Consider the following 17392-nt stretch of genomic DNA (forward strand, 5'->3'; position numbering starts at 1 on the left):
GAGCCCCGGGAGGAGCGGAGGCTCTTCCCGGGGCTCCGGCGTCAGCCGTCGGCGGCCGCGCGGTCCCTGGTCGCTCAGACCCGGCCGGCGAAGTCCGGCGCCCAGTTGGCGACGGTCTGGAGACGGACGCCCGAGCTCGGGTTGGCGGCCTCGACGTACTGGCCGTTGCCGATGTAGATGGCGACGTGGTAGACGCCCGAGTCCTGGCCGTTGTTGGACCAGAACAGCAGGTCGCCCGGCTGCAGGCTGTCCAGCGAGACGTGGGTGCTGGCGGCGGCCTGGTCGGCGGCGACGCGCGGGATGTTGATGCCCGCGGCGCGCAGCGCGGCCTGGGTCAGGCCGGAGCAGTCCCAGCCGCCGTTGCCGGTGCCGCCGTAGACGTACGCCTGGCCGACCTTCGACTGGGCGAAGGAGACCGCGGCGGCCATGCTGCCGGAGGCGGCCGGGGCCGGGGCCGGGGTCTGCGCCTGGGCGGCGGGCTTCGACGCGGGCTTGGTGGCGGACGGCTTGCTCTGGGCGGTCGGCTTGGCGTTCACGGCACCGCCGTTCGAGGCCTGGCCGGCCTTCTTCGAGCGGTCGAACCAGGTGAAGTCCGAGCCGGACTTGGCGGCGGAGCCGTCGGCCTGGGCCGAGGTGCCGTCACCGAAGGTCAGCTGCTGGCCCGGGTAGATGGTGTCCGGGCCCTCGGTCAGGGTGCTGCGGTTGAGGTCGTACAGCCGCTGCCAGCCGCCCTGGACGTTGTGCTTGTCGGCGATCGAGGACAGCCAGTCGCCGTCGACGACGGTGTAGCCGCCGGCCTGGGCCTGCGCCTGGCGCTTCTGGGCCCAGGTGCTGTCGGCGGACGGGGCGGAGGCGGCCGCGGCGTCGTCGGAGGCCTGGGCCTGGTCCTGCGCGGGGGCGGCGGGCTTCGCGGCCGGCTTGCTCGGGGCGGCCGGCTTGGCGGCGGGCTTGGCGGCGGGCTTGGCCGCGGTGGAGCCGGCCGAGGTGTCGACGGTGGGCGCGGCGCCGCCCTTGGTCAGACCGGCCTGGACGGAGCAGACCGGCCAGGCGCCGGGGCCCTGCGAGGCGAGGACCTTCTCGGCGACGGAGATCTGCTGGTCCTTGGTGGCCTGGTCGGCCTGCGGGGCGTAGCTGGTGCCGCCGAAGGCGGCCCAGGTGCTGGAGGTGAACTGGAGGCCGCCGTAGAAGCCGTTGCCGGTGTTGATGCTCCAGTTGCCGCTGCTCTCGCACTGGGCGACCTTGTCCCAGGTGGCGACGGAGGCGGCGTTCGCGGTGCCGGTGGTGAGGCAGGGGACGGTGAGGCCGACGCCGGCGACGCCGAGGGCGGCGATCACGCGACGGGTGCGGCTGGACAGGCGGTTGCCGTTGGAAGGCAGCATGAAGACGCGGTCCTCTCCCACGCCTGCGAGGTGAGCTGTCGGATTCGGGCTGGAGTTGCCCGGCCGCGCTGTGGGCGCGGCTTCACCCCTAGCCCTGGACCGTTCCGGAAAACGGTCCGGGGCGACTTACCTGTGGTTCCCCCGCTCCTGCCGTGATGCGATTTCGCGCTGCCAGGACATCCGACGGCAGGACTCGGCGTCGCGGATGAACTGGGTCCGTGTGGTCACGAACGGGGAGCACGTTAAGCAGACTTAAGTTAAAACTGCAAATACCTGTGATGCGCATCACGGTTTAGTGAGAAACGCCAAATGGGCCGTAATTCATGATCGTAAATGATCGTTTTCCGGCAATATCGCAGCTGATTCTCATAACTGGCTCCGCCTCAGAAAGAAGGTGACGGAGTGTTGGGGCACAAGGGGCGCGCGCCCGAGCCGCGGGGGAGCGGTAGTGAATCGCGCGCTGGGGAACGCGCCCGTCATTCGTCGGATATCCATTGACAAATGAGCTGGAAACGGACATTGCGTGGCATTGCCCGCTTAGCGCACCAGCGGGGTGAATCGGAACACGGCGAAAGGGCCCGGAACGAGGTCGTTCCGGGCCCTTTCGGCAGTGCGGGTCCGCCGGTGGTGGCCGACGGGCGTTCAGTGGGTCGTGCTAGCCCTCCAGGGGCCCTTCGGCGGCCGCGTGGGCGCGTCGGGAGCCCTCCCCGGCCCCGACGGTGGCCGCGGCCTCCGCCTCGGCCTCGGCGAGCTCCTCCGCCGTCGGCACCGGCAGGGCGGCCAGGTAGGTGGAGGCGATCAGCTGGCCGACCGTCGGGTAGGCGCCCAGCGGCGCGGCCGACGGGCAGCCGGTCTCCTCGGCGGCCGTGGCGAGCAGCTCCGGGTCCGCCTCCGGGCCGATGACGAGCGGGGCCAGGGCCGGGCGCTCGGAGCCGGTCTCCCGGAGGTGGCCGACGGCGGCGGCGACGGAGCCGGGCACGTCGAGCGCGGCGGCGACGACCGGCACGGCCAGTCGGGCGGCCAGCAGCACGCCGGTGATCCCGGCCGCGGCGGCCGCGTCCTCGCCGCCGACGGTGGTCAGGACCACGCCGTCCGCGGCGGTCGCGATGGCGAACAGCCGGGCCCGGTCGGCCCGCGCCAGCCCGGCCTCGGACAGCCGGACGTGGACGGCCTCGGCCAGCAGCGGGTGCGGGCCCAGCGCGTCGGTGACGGTCGCGCCGTACTGGGCGGCGAGGGCGTGAAGCCCGGTCAGGAAGTCGTGCGGGCCCGGGACCAGCGGCACCACGACGGGCGTCGGCAGTCCGGCCTCGGCGGCCGCCTCCAGCAGCTCCGCGACGGTGCGCTCCTGCGGGTCCGCGGCCGCGGCGTCGGCGGCCGGGAGGTAGCCGACCGCGGCCTGGACGCCGGTGTGCTCACTGCGGACGATCGAGAGGAGTTCCTCGACGACCGAACGGGACTCGGGCCCCGCGGTCGCGGGTACGGCGAGCACCAGGGCCGGCGAGCCGGTGCGGATCTCGGGGCGCTCGGGGCGGCGGTGGCGCCCCCGCGCACGGGAACCTGGAGTGCGGACGGGCAGTGGCGCGCCCGGGATGGCTGCGGTGCTCATGCCGGAGATCGTAGGACATCTGCCCGTCAGGCCTGCAGTCGGCTGCCGTACGGGCTTCGGGCGGTCGCGGTGCGGCCGTCGTGTCCCGGCCGCTCCGGTCCGGGGCGATTGCCCACAATCCGGACATTCCTCGCCCAAGCCCCGTACGGAGCCCGTCAGTTGCCCTGACGTGTCCCGCGGGGTGGCGCGTTGCACCGGAGTCGCGTGAGATGTCTCACAGCCGCCGGGCGGCCTGACGGAGGGTCACGGGAGGGCGACTCCCGGCATTCGAAGATCAACATTCAGCGGGGAACCGCTCACGGCCGGTTATGGACGAACCGTCGATTCAGTCGCCTATGTCCGTTTACGTACCGTCAGGAGAAGGGTCCGTGAAGAGTTCGCGGCGACCGTCGAAAAGCCTCGTGCACCTGCAATGTCCCGTGCTGATGCACGTGCACTGCGGCTATCATCACGTCAAGTGAGGCGTTGTGCCGGGCCGGTACGGGGCCGGTCCGTTCGTTCGGCGGGTGCCGGGGCGCCGCGCTGGACGACAACTCCGGAGCTCTTCGGGAGACTTCTATGCACGACTCGCAGGACACGCACGGTTCCGACCACGCCCACAACGGGATGGCCGCCGCCGACCTCACGGGGGTGGTCTGGCAGAAGAGCCGGCACAGCAACTCCCAGGGAAACTGCGTCGAGTTCGCGGCCCTGCCGGGCGGCGACGTGGCGATGCGCAACTCGCGCTTCCCGGACGGCCCGGCGCTCATCTACACCCGGGCCGAGATCGCGGCCCTGCTGCTGGGTGCCAAGGACGGGGAGTTCGACCACCTCGCGGTCTGACCGGCCGCTGCTCCACCATCGGGGGGCCGTCGTGGGTGCTGACACCACGACGGCCTTTGTCTTTGTCCGGGCCCGGAGCCGGAGTGCCCGGAGTGGGAGCGCCCGGAGCAGGAGTGTCCGGTGTGGGAGCGCCCGGAGTGGGAGCGGGCAGCCGCCTTCGGTGCACTGATCACGTCCCGGCCCGGCGCGCGGGCGGGCCGGAGGTCCCGGGGTGTGGTCCTCCCGGGTCGTTCCTCGGCCGGCCTGGGCCACGGGGCGGGCCCTAGGCCGAGCGCCGGTGCCGTCCACCGATCTCGACCCGGCCGGCCGGCGCGGTGCCGTCGAGCAGGGTGGCGTCCAGTCCGTTGCCGCAGCCGGTCTCCGCCTCGAACACGGCCCAGACCACCTTGCCGCTGCCCAGCGGGTGCCAGCCCCAGGAGCGGCTGAACGACTCCACCAGGTGCAGTCCGCGGCCCGATTCGGCGACGAAGTCCGCCTCCCGGGCCACCGGGCCGGCACTGCTCGGGTCGCTCACCGCGCAGACCACCTGGGGGGCGCGGTGCACCAGGCTTATTCGGATCGGCAGCCGCCCTTCCGGGGTCGGCTGTATGGGAAAGTCGTACTCGCCCAGGGCGCCGCCCGAGGGGTCGGGCCGTGCGCCGATCGCATGCCGGAGCGCGTTGGTCACGAGTTCCGAGGCCACCAGGGCGACGTCGTCGAACAGCTCCATCAGGCCCCAGCGCTGGAGCGAGGCCCGGGCGAAGTCGCGTGCGGTTCTCACGGCTTCGAAGCGAGGAGCGAGCGTACAGGTGACCACATGGGGGTCAACTGCCAAAGCCGTACCGGTGCTCATGAAGAGCTCCTCCCATAAGGGGGCGGACACGGCTGGACCCGCCGGGGTCATGCCGGTCACCTCCGACTCGCTCGGCCGCTCGGCCGCCCCCTCGACCAGGCGCGCGCGCACTCGAACGCCCGATGGCGCGGGGGACGCCGTCGGGCCGGTGCACGGAGTCGCGCGTGGGGTCGACGCGGAGCCCGCGGGATTGCCAGGGATGTGCAGGTGCACGTGCACCATGGTGGTGTGCGCTCACTGCAGATGCAAGAGTCGATTCACGTGCAGTCGCACTATTGGCATATGCAAGCGCCGGATGCACGTGCATCCTGGTGTGCGGAGTGCGGAACTGATAGGAACATCCGTCAGTATCGGCACCGTGAGCGCTCAACTGATGGCAGACTGTGCGCTGTTTGCCCTAGGTGGAGGTTTCGACCGCATGACCACAGTTCAGCCGGGCGGCGGCTCGATGGTCCGCCGGATCCTCCTCGGCTCGCAGTTGCGGCGCCTGCGAGAGGCGCGCGGCATCACCCGAGAGGACGCGGGCTACGCGATCCGCGCGTCCGAATCCAAGATCAGTCGCATGGAGCTCGGCCGGGTCAGCTTCAAGGAGCGCGACGTCGCCGACCTGCTGAGTCTCTACGGCGTCGACGACGGCCTGGAGCGGGAGGCCCTGCTCGGCCTGGTCCGCGAGGCCAACAAGTCCGGCTGGTGGCACAGCTTCAACGACGTGCTGCCGGGCTGGTTCCAGACCTACGTCGGACTGGAGGAGGCCGCCCAGCTGATCCGCACCTACGAGGTGCAGTTCATCCCCGGACTGCTGCAGTCCGAGGAGTACGCACGGGCGGTTTTCGGCCAGAGTCGGCCGGTCATCAGCGAGGAGGAGGTCGAGCGCCGGGTCAGTCTCCGGCTGCGCCGCCAGAAGCTGCTGACCGAGGGCGCCAGTCCGCGCCTGTGGGCGGTCATCGACGAGGCGGCGCTGCGCCGGCCGGTCGGCGGGCCCAAGGTGATGCGCGGCCAGGTCCAGTACCTGATCGACGTCGCCGAGCAGGCCAACGTGGTCATCCAGGTCATGCCGTTCCGCTTCGGCGCGCACGCGGGCGAGTCCGGGGCGTTCACGATCCTGCGCTTCCCGGAGCAGGACCTCGCGGACGTGGTCTACCTGGAGCAGCTCACCAGCGCGCTCTACCTGGACAAGCGGGACGACGTCGACGCGTAGGTCCAGGTCATGGAGCGGCTCTGCGTGGACAGCCTCACACCGGAGCGCACCATAGACCTGCTCTCCTCGATCCTCAAGGAACGCTGAGCAACTCCTGGGCGGGGGCCGGGAGATCCTCCCGCTCCCGCCCGGGAGGCGGTTCGTCCGCACGGCAGCCCGAGTCGGCCGCAGGCCCCGTCAACCGCGGGCCCGCGGCCGTTCGCGTTCCGGCGGCAGCGGCTGCGGCGGGCGGCCCAGCTCCCAGGGCAGGTCGTAGCGGCGGAACAGGTCGGCCCGGATCGGCGCCAGCGGGATCTCCGCGCCCGGCAGCAGCACCCCGATGCAGCCGCCCATCAGCGCACTGCGCAGCACCGCGTGTTCGGCGACCGGGTCCGGTGCGCCCCAGTCGACGAGCAGGCCCTGGAGGATCGCGCCGAGCTGCTGCTGCTCCGGATCCTGGACGAAGGCGCCGGTGTCCGGATCGAGGATGAGCGCCAGGTGCGAGCGCATCACCCGGGGGTGGTCCAGGGCCAGGGTGAGGACGGCGTCTATCGCGCGGGCCAGCCGTCCGGCGGGGGTGGCGTCCGGCGCCAGCTCGGCCAGGGCGCCGGAGAGCGACTGGTGCATCAGCCGGTGCGTCGCGGCCTGCATCAGCAGTCGTTTGCCGTCGAAGTAGTACGAGAGCAGACCGCGGGCGAGGCCGGCCCGTTCGGCGATGTCGGTCAGCGTGGTGCCCGCGTAACCGTGCTGGTCAACCAGTTCGACGGTGGCCCGCATGATGCGTCGGCGGGAGCGTTGCCGCATCTCCTCGTTGACCGAATCCCCGCGAGGTGCCATCGTGTCTGCTCCGAACGTTCGTTGACTCCGGGCCAATATACTTGCGGAGCCGCAGTCGCGCCGTGGAACCGTGCGCCCTCACGCGGGCGCCGCCCGGGCGGCCGGTACAGAGACGGCCGGCTCCACCAACACGGGGGTTTGGTGGAGCCGGCACCAGTGCCCGACGGCCGGGGGGCCGTTCGGGGCGGAGCCAGTGGGTCAGCGCTCGGTCAGGACTTCGGTCCGGGCCACGGACGGCGCGGCGGACGGGTAATCATAATCCGGCACCGGAGCGGGAGTTGCCCGGCGGCGTCGGTCCACCAGGGCGCCGGTCGCGGCGACCACCAGACCGATCAGCGCGACCGCGGTGACCAGGACCAGCGCCGGCCGGTAGCCGTCCAGCTGGGCCTGCGGGCTGTCGCCGCCCGCGCTCCCGGCCGTGAGCATCGCGGTCACCCCGGCCAGCACCACCGCGGTGCCGACCTGGATCGCGGTGTTCACCAGCCCCGAGGCCAGCCCCTGCTCCTCGTCCGCCACCCCGTCGGTGGCGGCGATGTTCACCGAGGGGAAGGCCAGCGCGAAGCCCACGCCGAGCAGCAGCATCGAGGGCAGCACCAGGACCGGGTACGAGCTGTGCTCGTCCAGGCGCAGGAACAGGGCGAAGGCTCCGGTCAGGGCCAGCAGGCCGATCGGCAGCAGCCGGCCGGTGCCGAAGCGGTCCACGATCGGGCCCATGAACGGGGCCGAGAGCGCGATGAAGGCGCCGGCCGGCAGCAGGCCCAGGGCCATCTCCAGGGCCGACCAGCCGAGCAGGTGCTGGAGGTAGAGCGTGACGACGAACTGGAAGCCGCCGTACGCCCCGGCCATCGCGAAGGCGACGATGTTGGCCCGGGCCACCGAGCCGTTGCGGAAGATGCCGAGCCGGACCAGCGGGTGGGCGGCGCGGCTCTCGGCGAGCAGGAAGGCGGCGGCCAGCGCGGCCACCACGACCAGCGAGCCGAGGGTGCGCAGGCTCAGCCAGCCGGCGCCCTGGGCCTCGGTCACGGTGAAGACCAGCAGGAGCACGGTCGCGGTTCCGGTGATCGCGCCCAGCACGTCGTAGCCGCCCTTGGCGGGCTCCTCGACCGGGCGGGGGAGCAGCCGGACGGCGAACACCAGGGCGAGCAGGGCGACCGGGACGGGCATCAGGAAGGTCCAGCGCCAGCCGACCGAGGTGAGCAGTCCGCTCAGCACCAGGCCGAGCGAGAAGCCGCTGGCGCCGCAGGTGGTGTAGATCGACAGCGCCCGGTTGCGGGCCGGGCCCTCCGCGAAGGTCGTGGTGATGATCGAGAGGCCGGCGGGGGCGGTGAAGGCGGCGCTGACGCCCTTGAGGAAGCGGGCCGCGATCAGCAGGCCGCCGTCGTCGACCAGCCCGCCGACCAGCGAGGCGGCGGCGAAGACGCCGAGGGCGACCAGGAAGACCCGGCGGCGGCCGAGCAGGTCGGCGGCGCGGCCGCCGAGCAGCAGCAGGCCGCCGTAGCCGAGCACGTAGCCGGAGACCACCCACTGCAGGGTGGAGGTGGAGAGGTGCAGTTCGGAGCCGATGGAGGGGAGGGCGACGCCCACCATCGAGACGTCCAGGGCGTCCAGGAACATGGCGGCGCAGAGCACGAGCAGGGTGCCCCAGAGGCGGGGTGTCCAGTTCAACCCGCTGGTTGACGGAGCGTCGGGAGACGTGGCGGTCGCGGTGGTCATGGGGAGGACAGTACATGCACGTGCATTCAATGCAAATGAATTAGATGTGAACGCATAAATTTACGATGCACGTGCTAACCTGGCGGGGTGGCTGAACTCGACCCCCTCGAAGCCTCGGCGGAGGCCGGTCTGATCGCGGAATGGCGCGAGCTGCTGGCCCGGCACGCCTCGACCGTCTGCGCGCTCGACCGTGAGCTCGGCGAGAAGTACGGGCTGGGCATGAGCGAGTTCGAGGTGCTGGAACGCCTGGTGGAGGGCTTGGTGGCCGACGGCCGACAGGCCCTGCGGTCCAGCGAGCTGGGGCCGACCGTCCACCTGAGCCAGAGCGCGCTCTCCCGGCTGATCGCCCGCCTGGAGAAGAGCGGGCTGGTGACCCGGGCGATGTGCGAGAGCGACCGGCGGGGCATCATGATCGCCCTCACTCCGGCCGGGCGGGAGCGCTACGACCAGGCCCGGCCGCTCCACCGGGAGGTGCTCGGACAGACCCTCGGCGGCCGGTTCGCCCCGCTCTGCGGGGATTCCCGGAATCAGGACTGACGCCACCTCAACTGTGCTGTGCGGTGCTTGTGTTCCATGCCCTGTCGGTTGTCGTCGGCGGTCTCAGAGCAGTGAGTGCAGCCCCGGCGCGGCGGCCAGCAGGACGACCGCGGCGGGCGCGGCCAGCGCGACGGCGGTCAGCCGCAGCCGGTGCGGGACGGAGAGCCGGGGGCGGCCCGCGAGCAGTCGGTCCACCCGCTTCGGGGACTGCGCCAGACCGGGCGGGCAGGAGCCGAACACCCCGCGGTCCAGGTTGAGTTCGGCGAGCGCGAGGGCGGTGGTGTGCCGTCCGTGCCGACGGGCGGCCCGGTCGTCGGCCGCCAGCTCGACCAGCTCCGCCACCTGGTCCCGGAAGGCCCGGAACACCCGGACGCCGGGGAAGCCGGAGGCGAGCGCCTGGGCGAACTGCTGCAGCCAGTGGTGCCGGGCGCGGACGTGGCCGCGCTCGTGGCTCAGCACGGCCGCCAACTCCCGGTCGGTGAGCTGCTGGAGGGCGCCGGTGGTGACCACCAGGCGGGAGTTCGGGCCGGGCAGCGACCAGGCCTCGGGGCGGACGTTCTCCAGCACCACCAGCCGCTCCCGGCGGCTCCGGGCGGCCTCGATCGCCTCGGGCAACTCCGGCGCCCTGGTCGCCAGTTGGGCGTGCCGACGGGAGCGCAGGGCCTTGGCCGTACGGACCTCGCGGGTGAGCGCCAGCACCGTCTGCAGCGCGCCCGCGGCCAGCACCGCGGCGCACAGCCGCCCCCAGCCCTCGGCGTCCTGGAGGCCGTAGGCGGCCTCCACGCCGTACGGGGCGCCGGAGAACACCCAGGCGCGCAGCGCGGGCTCGGCGGCGGAGGCGGCGAGGACCAGGCCCAGGGCGCAGCACAGCAGGACGGCCACCACGACGCACTGCCACACCAGCAGGGCCAGCACCGGTTCGCGCTCCACCCAGCGGGCCCGGGCCAGCAGCCGGGGCACCACGGTGGCGAGCAGCAGGCCGAGCAGCAGCAGGCCGGTCAGGGCAGTCATCGCATGGGCTCCCCGAGTACGCACGGAGCGCGACAGCGCGCTCCCTGCCAACCTATGCGCTGGCAACGCCCGGTGGAACGGCTTTCGGCGGGCCAGTGACCAACGCCACGCGCCGGTCCCGGGCCGGGCCGGGCCGTGCTGGGTCGTGCTGGGTCGTGCTGGGCTGGGTCGGGTGGCCCGGGAGCGTCACATGGTCAGGAGCATGGCGAACATGCCGATCCCCATGGCCAGTCGGCAGGCCTGCGGCAGGCCGGTGGTACCGACGACGAGGGTCCCGGCCGGGGTGCGCAGCAGCCGGGCGCCGGTCCAGAGCGCGTAGCCGCCGAAGTAGAGCAGCAGGGCGCCGGTCAGCAGGGGCGCTCCGGCGGCGGGGTGGTGGTGGCCGGCGGGGGAGACGGTCATCGCCAGGGCCAGGTACGTCATGGCGAGCGCGCCGACCGCGTGGTGCAGCCGGTGGCCGCGGCCGCGGGGCGTCTGCAGGGCGGCGAGCAGGAAGACGGCCGCCGGGAGCCCGAACAGCACGGCCCAGACGGCGGCCGGGACGGTGGCACCGGTGACGGCCATCGCCGCCATGCCGAGTCCCATCAGGGCCTCAGCGGCGTCGGACTCCCGGGCGAGCGGCGGGTGGGCGCGGTGCGCGCCGTGGGGCGCGGCGGCACAGGAGGGGTGCCGAAGGCGGGTCAGGCAGGTGGCGCCGGCGGTCGCGGTGAGGAGGGCGAGGAGCCAGTTGACCAGGGTGGGTCCGTGCAACGGCGGCCTCCCGGGGCGCGGACGATCGTCCCGTCCACGATCACCGCTCCGCCCCCGGCGGGGCCAGGGCGCGTACAGGGGCGCACAGTGGTGACCGGCGTGGTGCGATCCACCCGGTGAGACCCACGCCCCCCGCCGAGCGCCCCCGTGCCGGCGGCTCAGCCCTGGAGCCGCCCCGAGGCGACGATCCGCCGGAGGAACTGCCGGGTCCGCTCCTGCTGCGGATCGCCGAACACCTGCTCCGGCGGCCCCTGTTCGAGCACCACCCCGCCGTCCAGGAAGCAGACCTGGTCGGCGACCTCGCGGGCGAACCCCATCTCGTGGGTGGAGAGGACCATCGTCATCCCCTGCTCCTTGAGGTCCCGCACCACCGACAGCACCTCCCCGACCAGCACCGGGTCGAGCGCCGCGGTGATCTCGTCGAGCAGCAGCAGCCGCGGTCCGGCCGCCAGCGCCCGGACGATGGCGACCCGTTGCTGCTGTCCGCCGGAGAGCCGGTCCGGGTACTCCCGGGCCTTCGCCGCCAGCCCGAGCCGGTCCAGCAGCGCGAGCGCCTTCTCCTCGGCCTCCGCCCGTCCGACCCGGTGCACCCGGCGCGGGGCGAGCGTGACGTTCTCCAGCACCGTCATGTGCGGGAACAGGTTGTACGACTGGAACACCACCCCGATCCGGCGCCGCACGGCGTCCTCGTCGGCGCGCGGGTCGGTGATCTCCTCGCCGTCCAGGAAGATCGCGCCGTCGTCGATCCCCTCCAGCAGGTTGACGCACCGCATCAGGGTGGACTTCCCGGAGCCGGACGCCCCGATCAGCGCCGTCACCGAGTGCTCGGGCACCGCGAGGCCGACGTCGCGCAGCACCACCTGGTCGCCGAAGCTCTTGCGCACCGACTCCAGCCGGAGCACCTCCGTCCCGGTCACACCGCACCTCCCTGCAGCTGCCGACGGTTCATCCGCCCGGTCAGCCAGTCGGCGAACCGGGTCAGTGGAACGGTCAGCACGATAAACACCAGCCCCGCCACCAGGTACGGCGTGAAGTTGAAGGAGTGCGCCGCGATGATCTTCGCGGCGTACACCGCGTCGATCGCGCCGCCGATCGAGACCAGCCCGGTGTCCTTCTGGAGGCTCACCAGGTTGTTGAGCAGCGGTGGCACCACCCGCCGTACCGCCTGCGGCAGCACCACGAACCGCATGGCCTGCGCGTTGGTCAGCCCCAGCGAGCGCGCCGCGGCCCGCTGGCTGGGGTGCACCGACTCGATGCCGGAGCGGAACACCTCCGACACGTACGCCGAGTACGTCAGCACCAGCGCGGCCCCGCCGAGCAGCAGCGGATCGGTGGTCACCCCGGTGAGGCGCAGCGCCGGCACCCCGGTGATCATCACCAGCAGGCAGATGATCATCGGCAGCCCGAGGAAGAAGTCCACGTACGCGGTGGCCAGCAGCCGCACCGGTAGGAAGACCGGCCCGCGCAGCGTCCGCAGCACCGCCAGCAGCAGCCCGAAGACCATGATCAGCACCCCGCAGCCGAGCATCAGCTCCAGGTTGAGCCGCAGCCCGCGGAGCACCTCGGGCAGCGCCTGGCGGGCGTAGTCCAGGTTGAAGAAGGTCCGCCGGGTCACCGCCCAGCCGGGGGAGTTGACGACCAGCAGGTAGAGCGCGACGGCCGTCAGCAGGGTCGAGGCGGTGGCGACCAGCGCCGAGCGGCGGGCCCGGGCCCGCCGGTACGCCTCGTGCGCGAGCCGCCGCTCGGACGGGCGGTACCCGTCCGCCCCGGCCGGGGAGGCGGACCCGGCCGCGGCTGCGGCGGTGTCGACCGGCCCGGGCGGGCCCGCCTCCGCACTCACTTGAGCACCGGCGCCGAGACGGCGTCCGACAGCCACTGCTTCTCCAACCCGGCCAGCGTCCCGTCCGCGCGCAGCGCGTCCACCGCCTGCGACACGCACGGCGTCAGCCGGGAGCCCTTGTCCAGCACCAGCCCGAACTGCTCGGCCTTCGAGGCGGATGCGAACTGCCCCACCACCTGGGCCTCAGGCACCTCGGCGCCGGTGATGTAGAACGCCGTCGGCAGGTCGACGACCAGCGCCTCCACCTGACCGTTCTTCAACGCGGCCTTGGCCAGGTCGTTGGAGTCGAACACGGCCGGCTGGGTGCTCGGCTTGATGGTGTCGGTGATGGTGTCCAGGCTCGTGGTGCCGACCTGGGCGCCCAGCTTGGCGCCCTTGAGGTCGGCGACGCTCTTCGTCCCCGCCGCCTTGGAGCCCTTCAACGCGATGACGGCCTGGCGCACGTCGTAGTAGCCGGAGGAGAAGTCCACCGCCTGCTTGCGCTCGTCACTGATGGACACCTGGTTGATGTCGAAGTCGAAGTCCTTGGCGCCCGGCGCGGTCGCCTTGCCGAACGGCGCGACCACCCAGCCGACCTTGTCCTTCGGGTAGCCCAGCTTCTCCGCCACCGCGTACGCCACGGCCGACTCGAAGCCCTTCCCGTTCTCCGGCTTGTCCTCGGAGAACCAGGGGTCGTACGCCGGCTTGTCGGTGCCGACGGTCAGCTTCCCGGCGGTCCGGGTGGCCAGCGCCCCCGGCGCGCAACCCGCGGCCGCACCCGCGGTGCCCGGGGCGCCGGAGGCGGCGGCCCCGTCGGACTTGGCGTCCTGCGGCGCGCACCCGGAGAGCACGGCGGCGACGACCGCGAGCGCGGCGAGGGGCAGGGCGGTGGACGGCTTGCGGAGGCTCATGGCAGGGCTCCAGGGGAGGACCGGGCGGGACGGGGGAGGGGCCAGGGGTGCTGCGGGCCGGACCGGGCGGGCCGCTTCCCGGCGGGTCACTTCCCCCGGTGGCGGCGCCGGAACACACACGGCATGGTCGGCGTACGGGCCCGCGTCCGCGGCGCCCCGGGCCGGATCAGCGACAGCGGCGGCAGTGGCAGCGGCTGTGCGGGCGGCGGCAGGGACAACAGGCCTGCTGACGGGAGGGCGCCCGGAACGGGTTGTCGTGGCGCTCGGCCACCGTGATCACCTCCGGGAGCATGCGGGGAGGTTCGCATCAGGACGGCACGGCTGTCCAGAACATCCAGGAAACCGTCCACATGCCGGACAACCGGGGCTCCGGCGGAGAATCCGGGGCCGGAGCGGCGGCACACGGGAGGTTTGCCGGTTCGGACCCCCTTGAACGGGAGAACCTTTCGTACTTATGGTGTCCTCGTTGAAATAACTCCTGTCGAAGTGAGTCCACGATGCAGAATCTTTCGCCAAGGCTCGCTGCGGCGGCCGACGCCCCGGCCTCGACCCTCGCCGCTCACCCGGCGTGGCTGCGCCTGAAGGAGGCCGTCGAGACGCTGCGCCCGCTGCAGTCCAAGGACGGCTCCATCGACCTGTCCGCGGTCCAGCGCCACACCGTCGACCCGCTGGTCGCCGACGTCCGGGCGTCCATCGAGGAGCTCGCCCCGCACTTCCCGCACGACGCCGCCTACCTGAAGGCCGTCGACGCGGACCTCGCCAAGTGGGCCGACACCGGCTACCGCGAGCCCGACTTCCTGGACTCGCTGCTCGCCTTCCAGCCCGCCGAGCAGCGTGAGGACGGCCTGGAGCACCTCGTCGTCTTCCCGATGTACACCCAGAACGGCAACCCGGACCGCAACCTGGAAGCCGTCCTGCTGAGCGTGGTCTGGCCCGAGTGGCTGGACGAGCTGGAGCGCACCCGGTTCGACAACCCGATGTTCGTGCCGATCACCTTCACGGACTTCACGGCCGGCTACGACACCAACTCCGCCGTGCTCTTCCCCGAGACGGTCGCCGTGCGCAAGGCGCCGGAGCGCTTCACCTGGGGCGGCATCTTCTGCGACCGCGAGGCCGCCCGCTTCCGCGCCGTCACCACCAGCGCCGTCCAGCAGCTCGGCCTGGAGATCCCGGCCGACGCCGAGGGCCTGCTCGAGGACCAGCAGCGCGCCCAGGAGACCTTCGTGCTGTGGGACCTCGTCCACGACCGCACCCACAGCCACGGCGACCTGCCGTTCGACCCCTTCATGATCAAGCAGCGCAGCCCGTTCTGGATGTACGGCCTGGAGGAGCTCCGCTGCGACCTCACCACCTTCAAGGAGGCGGTGCAGCTGGAGACCGAGGGCAACCCGCACGCCCGCGACGTCCAGTACGCGATCCTCTTCGACCGGCTGTTCCGCTTCCCGGTCAGCGGCGACCGCGTCCGCAACTACGACGGCATGGGCGGCCAGCTGCTCTTCGCGTACCTGCACAAGCACGACGCGCTGCGCTGGCGCGACAACCGCCTCACCATCGACTGGGAGCGCGCCCCGCAGGTCACCAACGCCCTCTGCGCCGACATCGAGACCCTCTACCGCGACGGCATCGACCGGCCCAAGCCGGCCCACTGGATCGCCGCCTACGAGCTGGTCTCCCGCTACCTCACCCCGCACCCGGCCTCCACCTGGGCCAAGGGCCCCGAGGCCCTCCCGCTCGACCTCACCGACGGCAAGGCCCTGAACAAGGCGCTGTGCGACGCCGTGCTCCCGGACGAGTTCCCGCTGAGCATGTTCTACGAGGCCCTGTCCAAGAAGCTCCGCGGCGTCATCGCCGCCACCGCCGGCATCACCGGCGCCGGTATCCAGGGAGTCGCCGCGTGACCACCAACCCCTCCACCAAGCTGGCCGGCAAGGTCATCGCGGTCGCCGGAGCCAGTGGCCCGGCCGGCCAGGCCGTGCTGCGCCGCCTCGCGGCCGAGGGCGCCACCGTGATCGGCGCCGACATCGACCCCCGGCGCCTGGAGTCCGCCCTGGACGCCACCCGGGTCGCGGTGCGCGGAGCGAAGGTGAGCGGTCAGGTGATCGACCTGCTCGACCCGCAGGAGGTCCACGACTGGGCCGACCACCTGGAGGCCGAGCACGGCCACGTCGACGGCGTGTTCCACCTGGTCGGGGGCTGGCGCGGCAGCAAGACCTTCTTCGACAGCCGACTGGACGACTGGGACTTCCTGCACGACACCGTCGTGCGCACCCTCCAGCACACCTCGCTGGCCTTCCAGCCCGCCCTGGTCCGCAGCTCCGCCGGCCGCTACGCCATGATCTCCGCCGCGGCAGCGCACAAGCCCACCGCGGGCGGCGCCGCCTACGCGGCGGCCAAGGCCGCCACCGAGGCCTGGACCCTCGCGATGGCCGACTCCTTCAAGAAGGAGACCACCTCCCCGGACGGCGAGCCCACCGCCGCGGCTGCGATCCTGGTCATCAAGGCGCTGGTCAGCCCCGAGATGCGGGCCGAGAAGCCGGAGGCCAAGTTCACCGGCTTCACCGACACCGCCGACCTCGCCGGACACCTGGCGGACCTCTGGGACCGCCCCGCAGCAGAACTGAACGGACAGCACCTGTGGCTGACAGCCCGATGACCGACCTCACCCGTACGGACGCGGTACGGCGGCACGACCCCGCCGTCCGCGGCTTCGCCAGCGACAACTACGCGGGCGTGCACCCCGAGGTCCTCGCCGCGATCGCCCTCGCCAACGGCGGCCACCAGATCTCCTACGGCGAGGACGACTACACGAACCACCTCCAGGACGTCTTCCGCCGCCACTTCGGCGACAAGGCCGAGGCCTACCCGGTCTTCAACGGCACCGGCGCCAACGTGGTCGCCCTCCAGGCGCTGCTGCCGCGCTGGGGCGCCGTGGTCTGCGCCGACACCGCCCACATCCACGTGGACGAGGGCGGCGCGCCGGAGAAGATGGGCGGCATCAAGCTGCACACCATCCCCACCCCGGACGGCAAGCTCACCCCCGAGCTGCTCGACCAGCAGGCCTACGGCTTCGGCGACGAGCACCGCGCGCAGCCGCTCGCGGTGTCCATCACCCAGAGCACCGAGCTCGGCACCCTCTACACGGTCGACGAGCTCCGCGCGGTCATCGACCACGCCCACCAGCTCGGCATGCTCGTCCACATGGACGGCTCCCGCCTGGCGAACGCGGCCGACTCGCTCGGCCTGCCGATGCGGGCCTTCTCGACCGACCTGGGCGTCGACGTGCTGTCCTTCGGCGGCACGAAGAACGGCCTGCTGCTCGGTGAGGTCGTGGTGGTGCTCAACCCGGAGCGGGTGCGCAACATCAAGTACCTGCGCAAGACCTCGATGCAGCTCGCCTCGAAGATGCGCTTCGTCTCCGTCCAGTTCGAGGCGCTGCTCGCGGGCGACCTCTACCTGCGCAACGCCGGCCACTCCAATGCGATGGCCCGCCGCCTGGACGCCGCGGTCCGGAAGATCGACGGCGTCGAGGTCGTGCGCCCGGTCCAGGCCAACGCGGTGTTCGCGATCCTCCCGCGCGAGGTCAGCGAGCGGCTGCAGAAGCGTTACCGCTTCTACTTCTGGAACGAGCAGACCGGTGAGGTCCGCTGGATGTGCTCCTTCGACACGACGGAGGCCGACATCGACGCCTTCGCGGCGGCCATCGCCGAGGAGATGGGCCGGGCCTGACACCCGGACCTGACAGTGCATCGCCTCCGCCCGGACTCCGGGCGGAGGCGATTTGCATGTGGCGGGTCGGTCCCCGTACAGTTCCGGAGTCGCCGCGGGAGACCGGGGCGACAAAGCGGAAAGTGAATCCGATGAATGAAACTCCGGAAAACGGAGCGGAAAACATCTGATAAGCTTGAAACACGAAAGAACGAAGCGCCCGGAGGGCCCGCTGGAAGGCGGTCCGAAGGAAGCGTCCGTTCCTTGAGAACTCAACAGCGTGCCAAAAGTCA

15 protein-coding genes, 1 pseudogene and 1 riboswitch are annotated in these 17392 nt (G+C 72.1%); of the genes and pseudogenes, 6 read left to right on the forward strand and 10 right to left on the reverse strand.

From position 1 onward, the window contains the following. Positions 1 to 74: 74 nt before the first annotated feature. Positions 75 to 1379 (reverse strand): transglycosylase family protein, encoded by a 1305-nt coding sequence (locus ACFC1T_RS35190; RefSeq protein ID WP_375895929.1) that lies wholly within the window; start codon positions 1377 to 1379, stop codon positions 75 to 77. 7 nt (positions 1380 to 1386) lie between these two features. Continuing rightward, positions 1387 to 1557, reverse strand: a riboswitch (cyclic di-AMP (ydaO/yuaA leader). Positions 1558 to 2034: 477 nt separating this feature from the next. After that, positions 2035 to 2985, reverse strand: coding sequence for a hypothetical protein (locus tag ACFC1T_RS35195; protein WP_375895932.1), 951 nt, complete (start codon positions 2983 to 2985; stop codon positions 2035 to 2037). A gap of 558 nt (positions 2986 to 3543) precedes the next feature. Here ACFC1T_RS35195 and ACFC1T_RS35200 point away from each other — a divergent pair. Then, positions 3544 to 3807: a DUF397 domain-containing protein gene (locus ACFC1T_RS35200; RefSeq protein ID WP_375895934.1), complete on the forward strand. Its 264-nt coding sequence runs from the start codon at positions 3544 to 3546 to the stop codon at positions 3805 to 3807. A 262-nt stretch (positions 3808 to 4069) separates the two neighbouring features. On the opposite strand, the gene ACFC1T_RS35205 is transcribed toward ACFC1T_RS35200, so the two are convergent. Further along, the gene (locus ACFC1T_RS35205; protein WP_375895936.1) at positions 4070 to 4639 is read right to left on the reverse strand and encodes an ATP-binding protein; all 570 of its coding nucleotides are present in this window, start codon (positions 4637 to 4639) and stop codon (positions 4070 to 4072) included. A gap of 418 nt (positions 4640 to 5057) precedes the next feature. Between ACFC1T_RS35205 and ACFC1T_RS35210 the strand changes: the two are divergent. Further along, positions 5058 to 5924 (forward strand): annotated as a pseudogene (locus ACFC1T_RS35210) (helix-turn-helix domain-containing protein). 90 nt (positions 5925 to 6014) lie between these two features. On the opposite strand, the gene ACFC1T_RS35215 reads toward ACFC1T_RS35210, so the two are convergent. Beyond that, positions 6015 to 6620 carry a TetR/AcrR family transcriptional regulator gene (locus ACFC1T_RS35215; RefSeq protein ID WP_375895939.1) on the reverse strand — a complete coding sequence of 202 codons (606 nt, stop codon included), beginning with the start codon at positions 6618 to 6620 and terminating at the stop codon, positions 6015 to 6017. A gap of 231 nt (positions 6621 to 6851) precedes the next feature. Beyond that, positions 6852 to 8366 carry an MFS transporter gene (locus tag ACFC1T_RS35220; RefSeq protein WP_375895942.1) on the reverse strand — a complete coding sequence of 505 codons (1515 nt, stop codon included), beginning with the start codon at positions 8364 to 8366 and terminating at the stop codon, positions 6852 to 6854. Between the two features lie 87 nt (positions 8367 to 8453). Between ACFC1T_RS35220 and ACFC1T_RS35225 the strand changes: the two genes are divergently transcribed. Next, positions 8454 to 8903: a MarR family winged helix-turn-helix transcriptional regulator gene (locus ACFC1T_RS35225; protein WP_375895945.1), complete on the forward strand. Its 450-nt coding sequence runs from the start codon at positions 8454 to 8456 to the stop codon at positions 8901 to 8903. Positions 8904 to 8966: 63 nt separating this feature from the next. Here the strand turns inward: ACFC1T_RS35225 and ACFC1T_RS35230 are convergent, their stop codons facing one another. The 5 genes from ACFC1T_RS35230 to ACFC1T_RS35250 all read right to left on the reverse strand — a co-directional run bounded on the left by ACFC1T_RS35230 (position 8967) and on the right by ACFC1T_RS35250 (position 13394). Further along, entirely contained in the window at positions 8967 to 9914 is a 948-nt protein-coding gene (locus ACFC1T_RS35230) for a M56 family metallopeptidase (RefSeq protein ID WP_375895948.1), read from the reverse strand. A gap of 186 nt (positions 9915 to 10100) precedes the next feature. Beyond that, the gene (locus tag ACFC1T_RS35235; protein WP_375895951.1) at positions 10101 to 10664 is read right to left on the reverse strand and encodes a DUF5134 domain-containing protein; all 564 of its coding nucleotides are present in this window, start codon (positions 10662 to 10664) and stop codon (positions 10101 to 10103) included. Between the two features lie 158 nt (positions 10665 to 10822). Then, the gene (locus ACFC1T_RS35240; RefSeq protein WP_375895953.1) at positions 10823 to 11581 is read right to left on the reverse strand and encodes an amino acid ABC transporter ATP-binding protein; all 759 of its coding nucleotides are present in this window, start codon (positions 11579 to 11581) and stop codon (positions 10823 to 10825) included. Next, positions 11578 to 12504, reverse strand: coding sequence for an amino acid ABC transporter permease (locus ACFC1T_RS35245; protein WP_375895956.1), 927 nt, complete (start codon positions 12502 to 12504; stop codon positions 11578 to 11580). The genes ACFC1T_RS35240 and ACFC1T_RS35245 overlap by 4 nt, the downstream gene beginning before the upstream one ends. Continuing rightward, positions 12501 to 13394: an ABC transporter substrate-binding protein gene (locus ACFC1T_RS35250; protein WP_375895959.1), complete on the reverse strand. Its 894-nt coding sequence runs from the start codon at positions 13392 to 13394 to the stop codon at positions 12501 to 12503. Before ACFC1T_RS35250 ends, ACFC1T_RS35245 begins: the two co-directional genes overlap by 4 nt. A 497-nt stretch (positions 13395 to 13891) precedes the next feature. Between ACFC1T_RS35250 and ACFC1T_RS35255 the strand changes: the two genes are divergently transcribed. From ACFC1T_RS35255 to ACFC1T_RS35265, 3 genes are read left to right on the forward strand one after another with little or no spacing between them, the layout of a single operon-like run. Next, a complete protein-coding gene (locus ACFC1T_RS35255) occupies positions 13892 to 15292 on the forward strand; it encodes a DUF6421 family protein (RefSeq protein WP_375895962.1) in 1401 nt (466 codons plus the stop codon). After that, on the forward strand, positions 15289 to 16047 hold the full coding sequence (locus ACFC1T_RS35260; RefSeq protein ID WP_375895965.1) for an SDR family NAD(P)-dependent oxidoreductase: 759 nt from the start codon (positions 15289 to 15291) through the stop codon (positions 16045 to 16047). Before ACFC1T_RS35255 ends, ACFC1T_RS35260 begins: the two co-directional genes overlap by 4 nt. Then, positions 16044 to 17120, forward strand: coding sequence for a threonine aldolase family protein (locus ACFC1T_RS35265; RefSeq protein ID WP_375895968.1), 1077 nt, complete (start codon positions 16044 to 16046; stop codon positions 17118 to 17120). The genes ACFC1T_RS35260 and ACFC1T_RS35265 overlap by 4 nt, the downstream gene beginning before the upstream one ends. Positions 17121 to 17392 lie beyond the last annotated feature (272 nt).

The sequence above is a fragment of the Kitasatospora sp. NPDC056076 genome (assembly GCF_042266305.1).
GTDB lineage: Bacteria > Actinomycetota > Actinomycetes > Streptomycetales > Streptomycetaceae > Kitasatospora.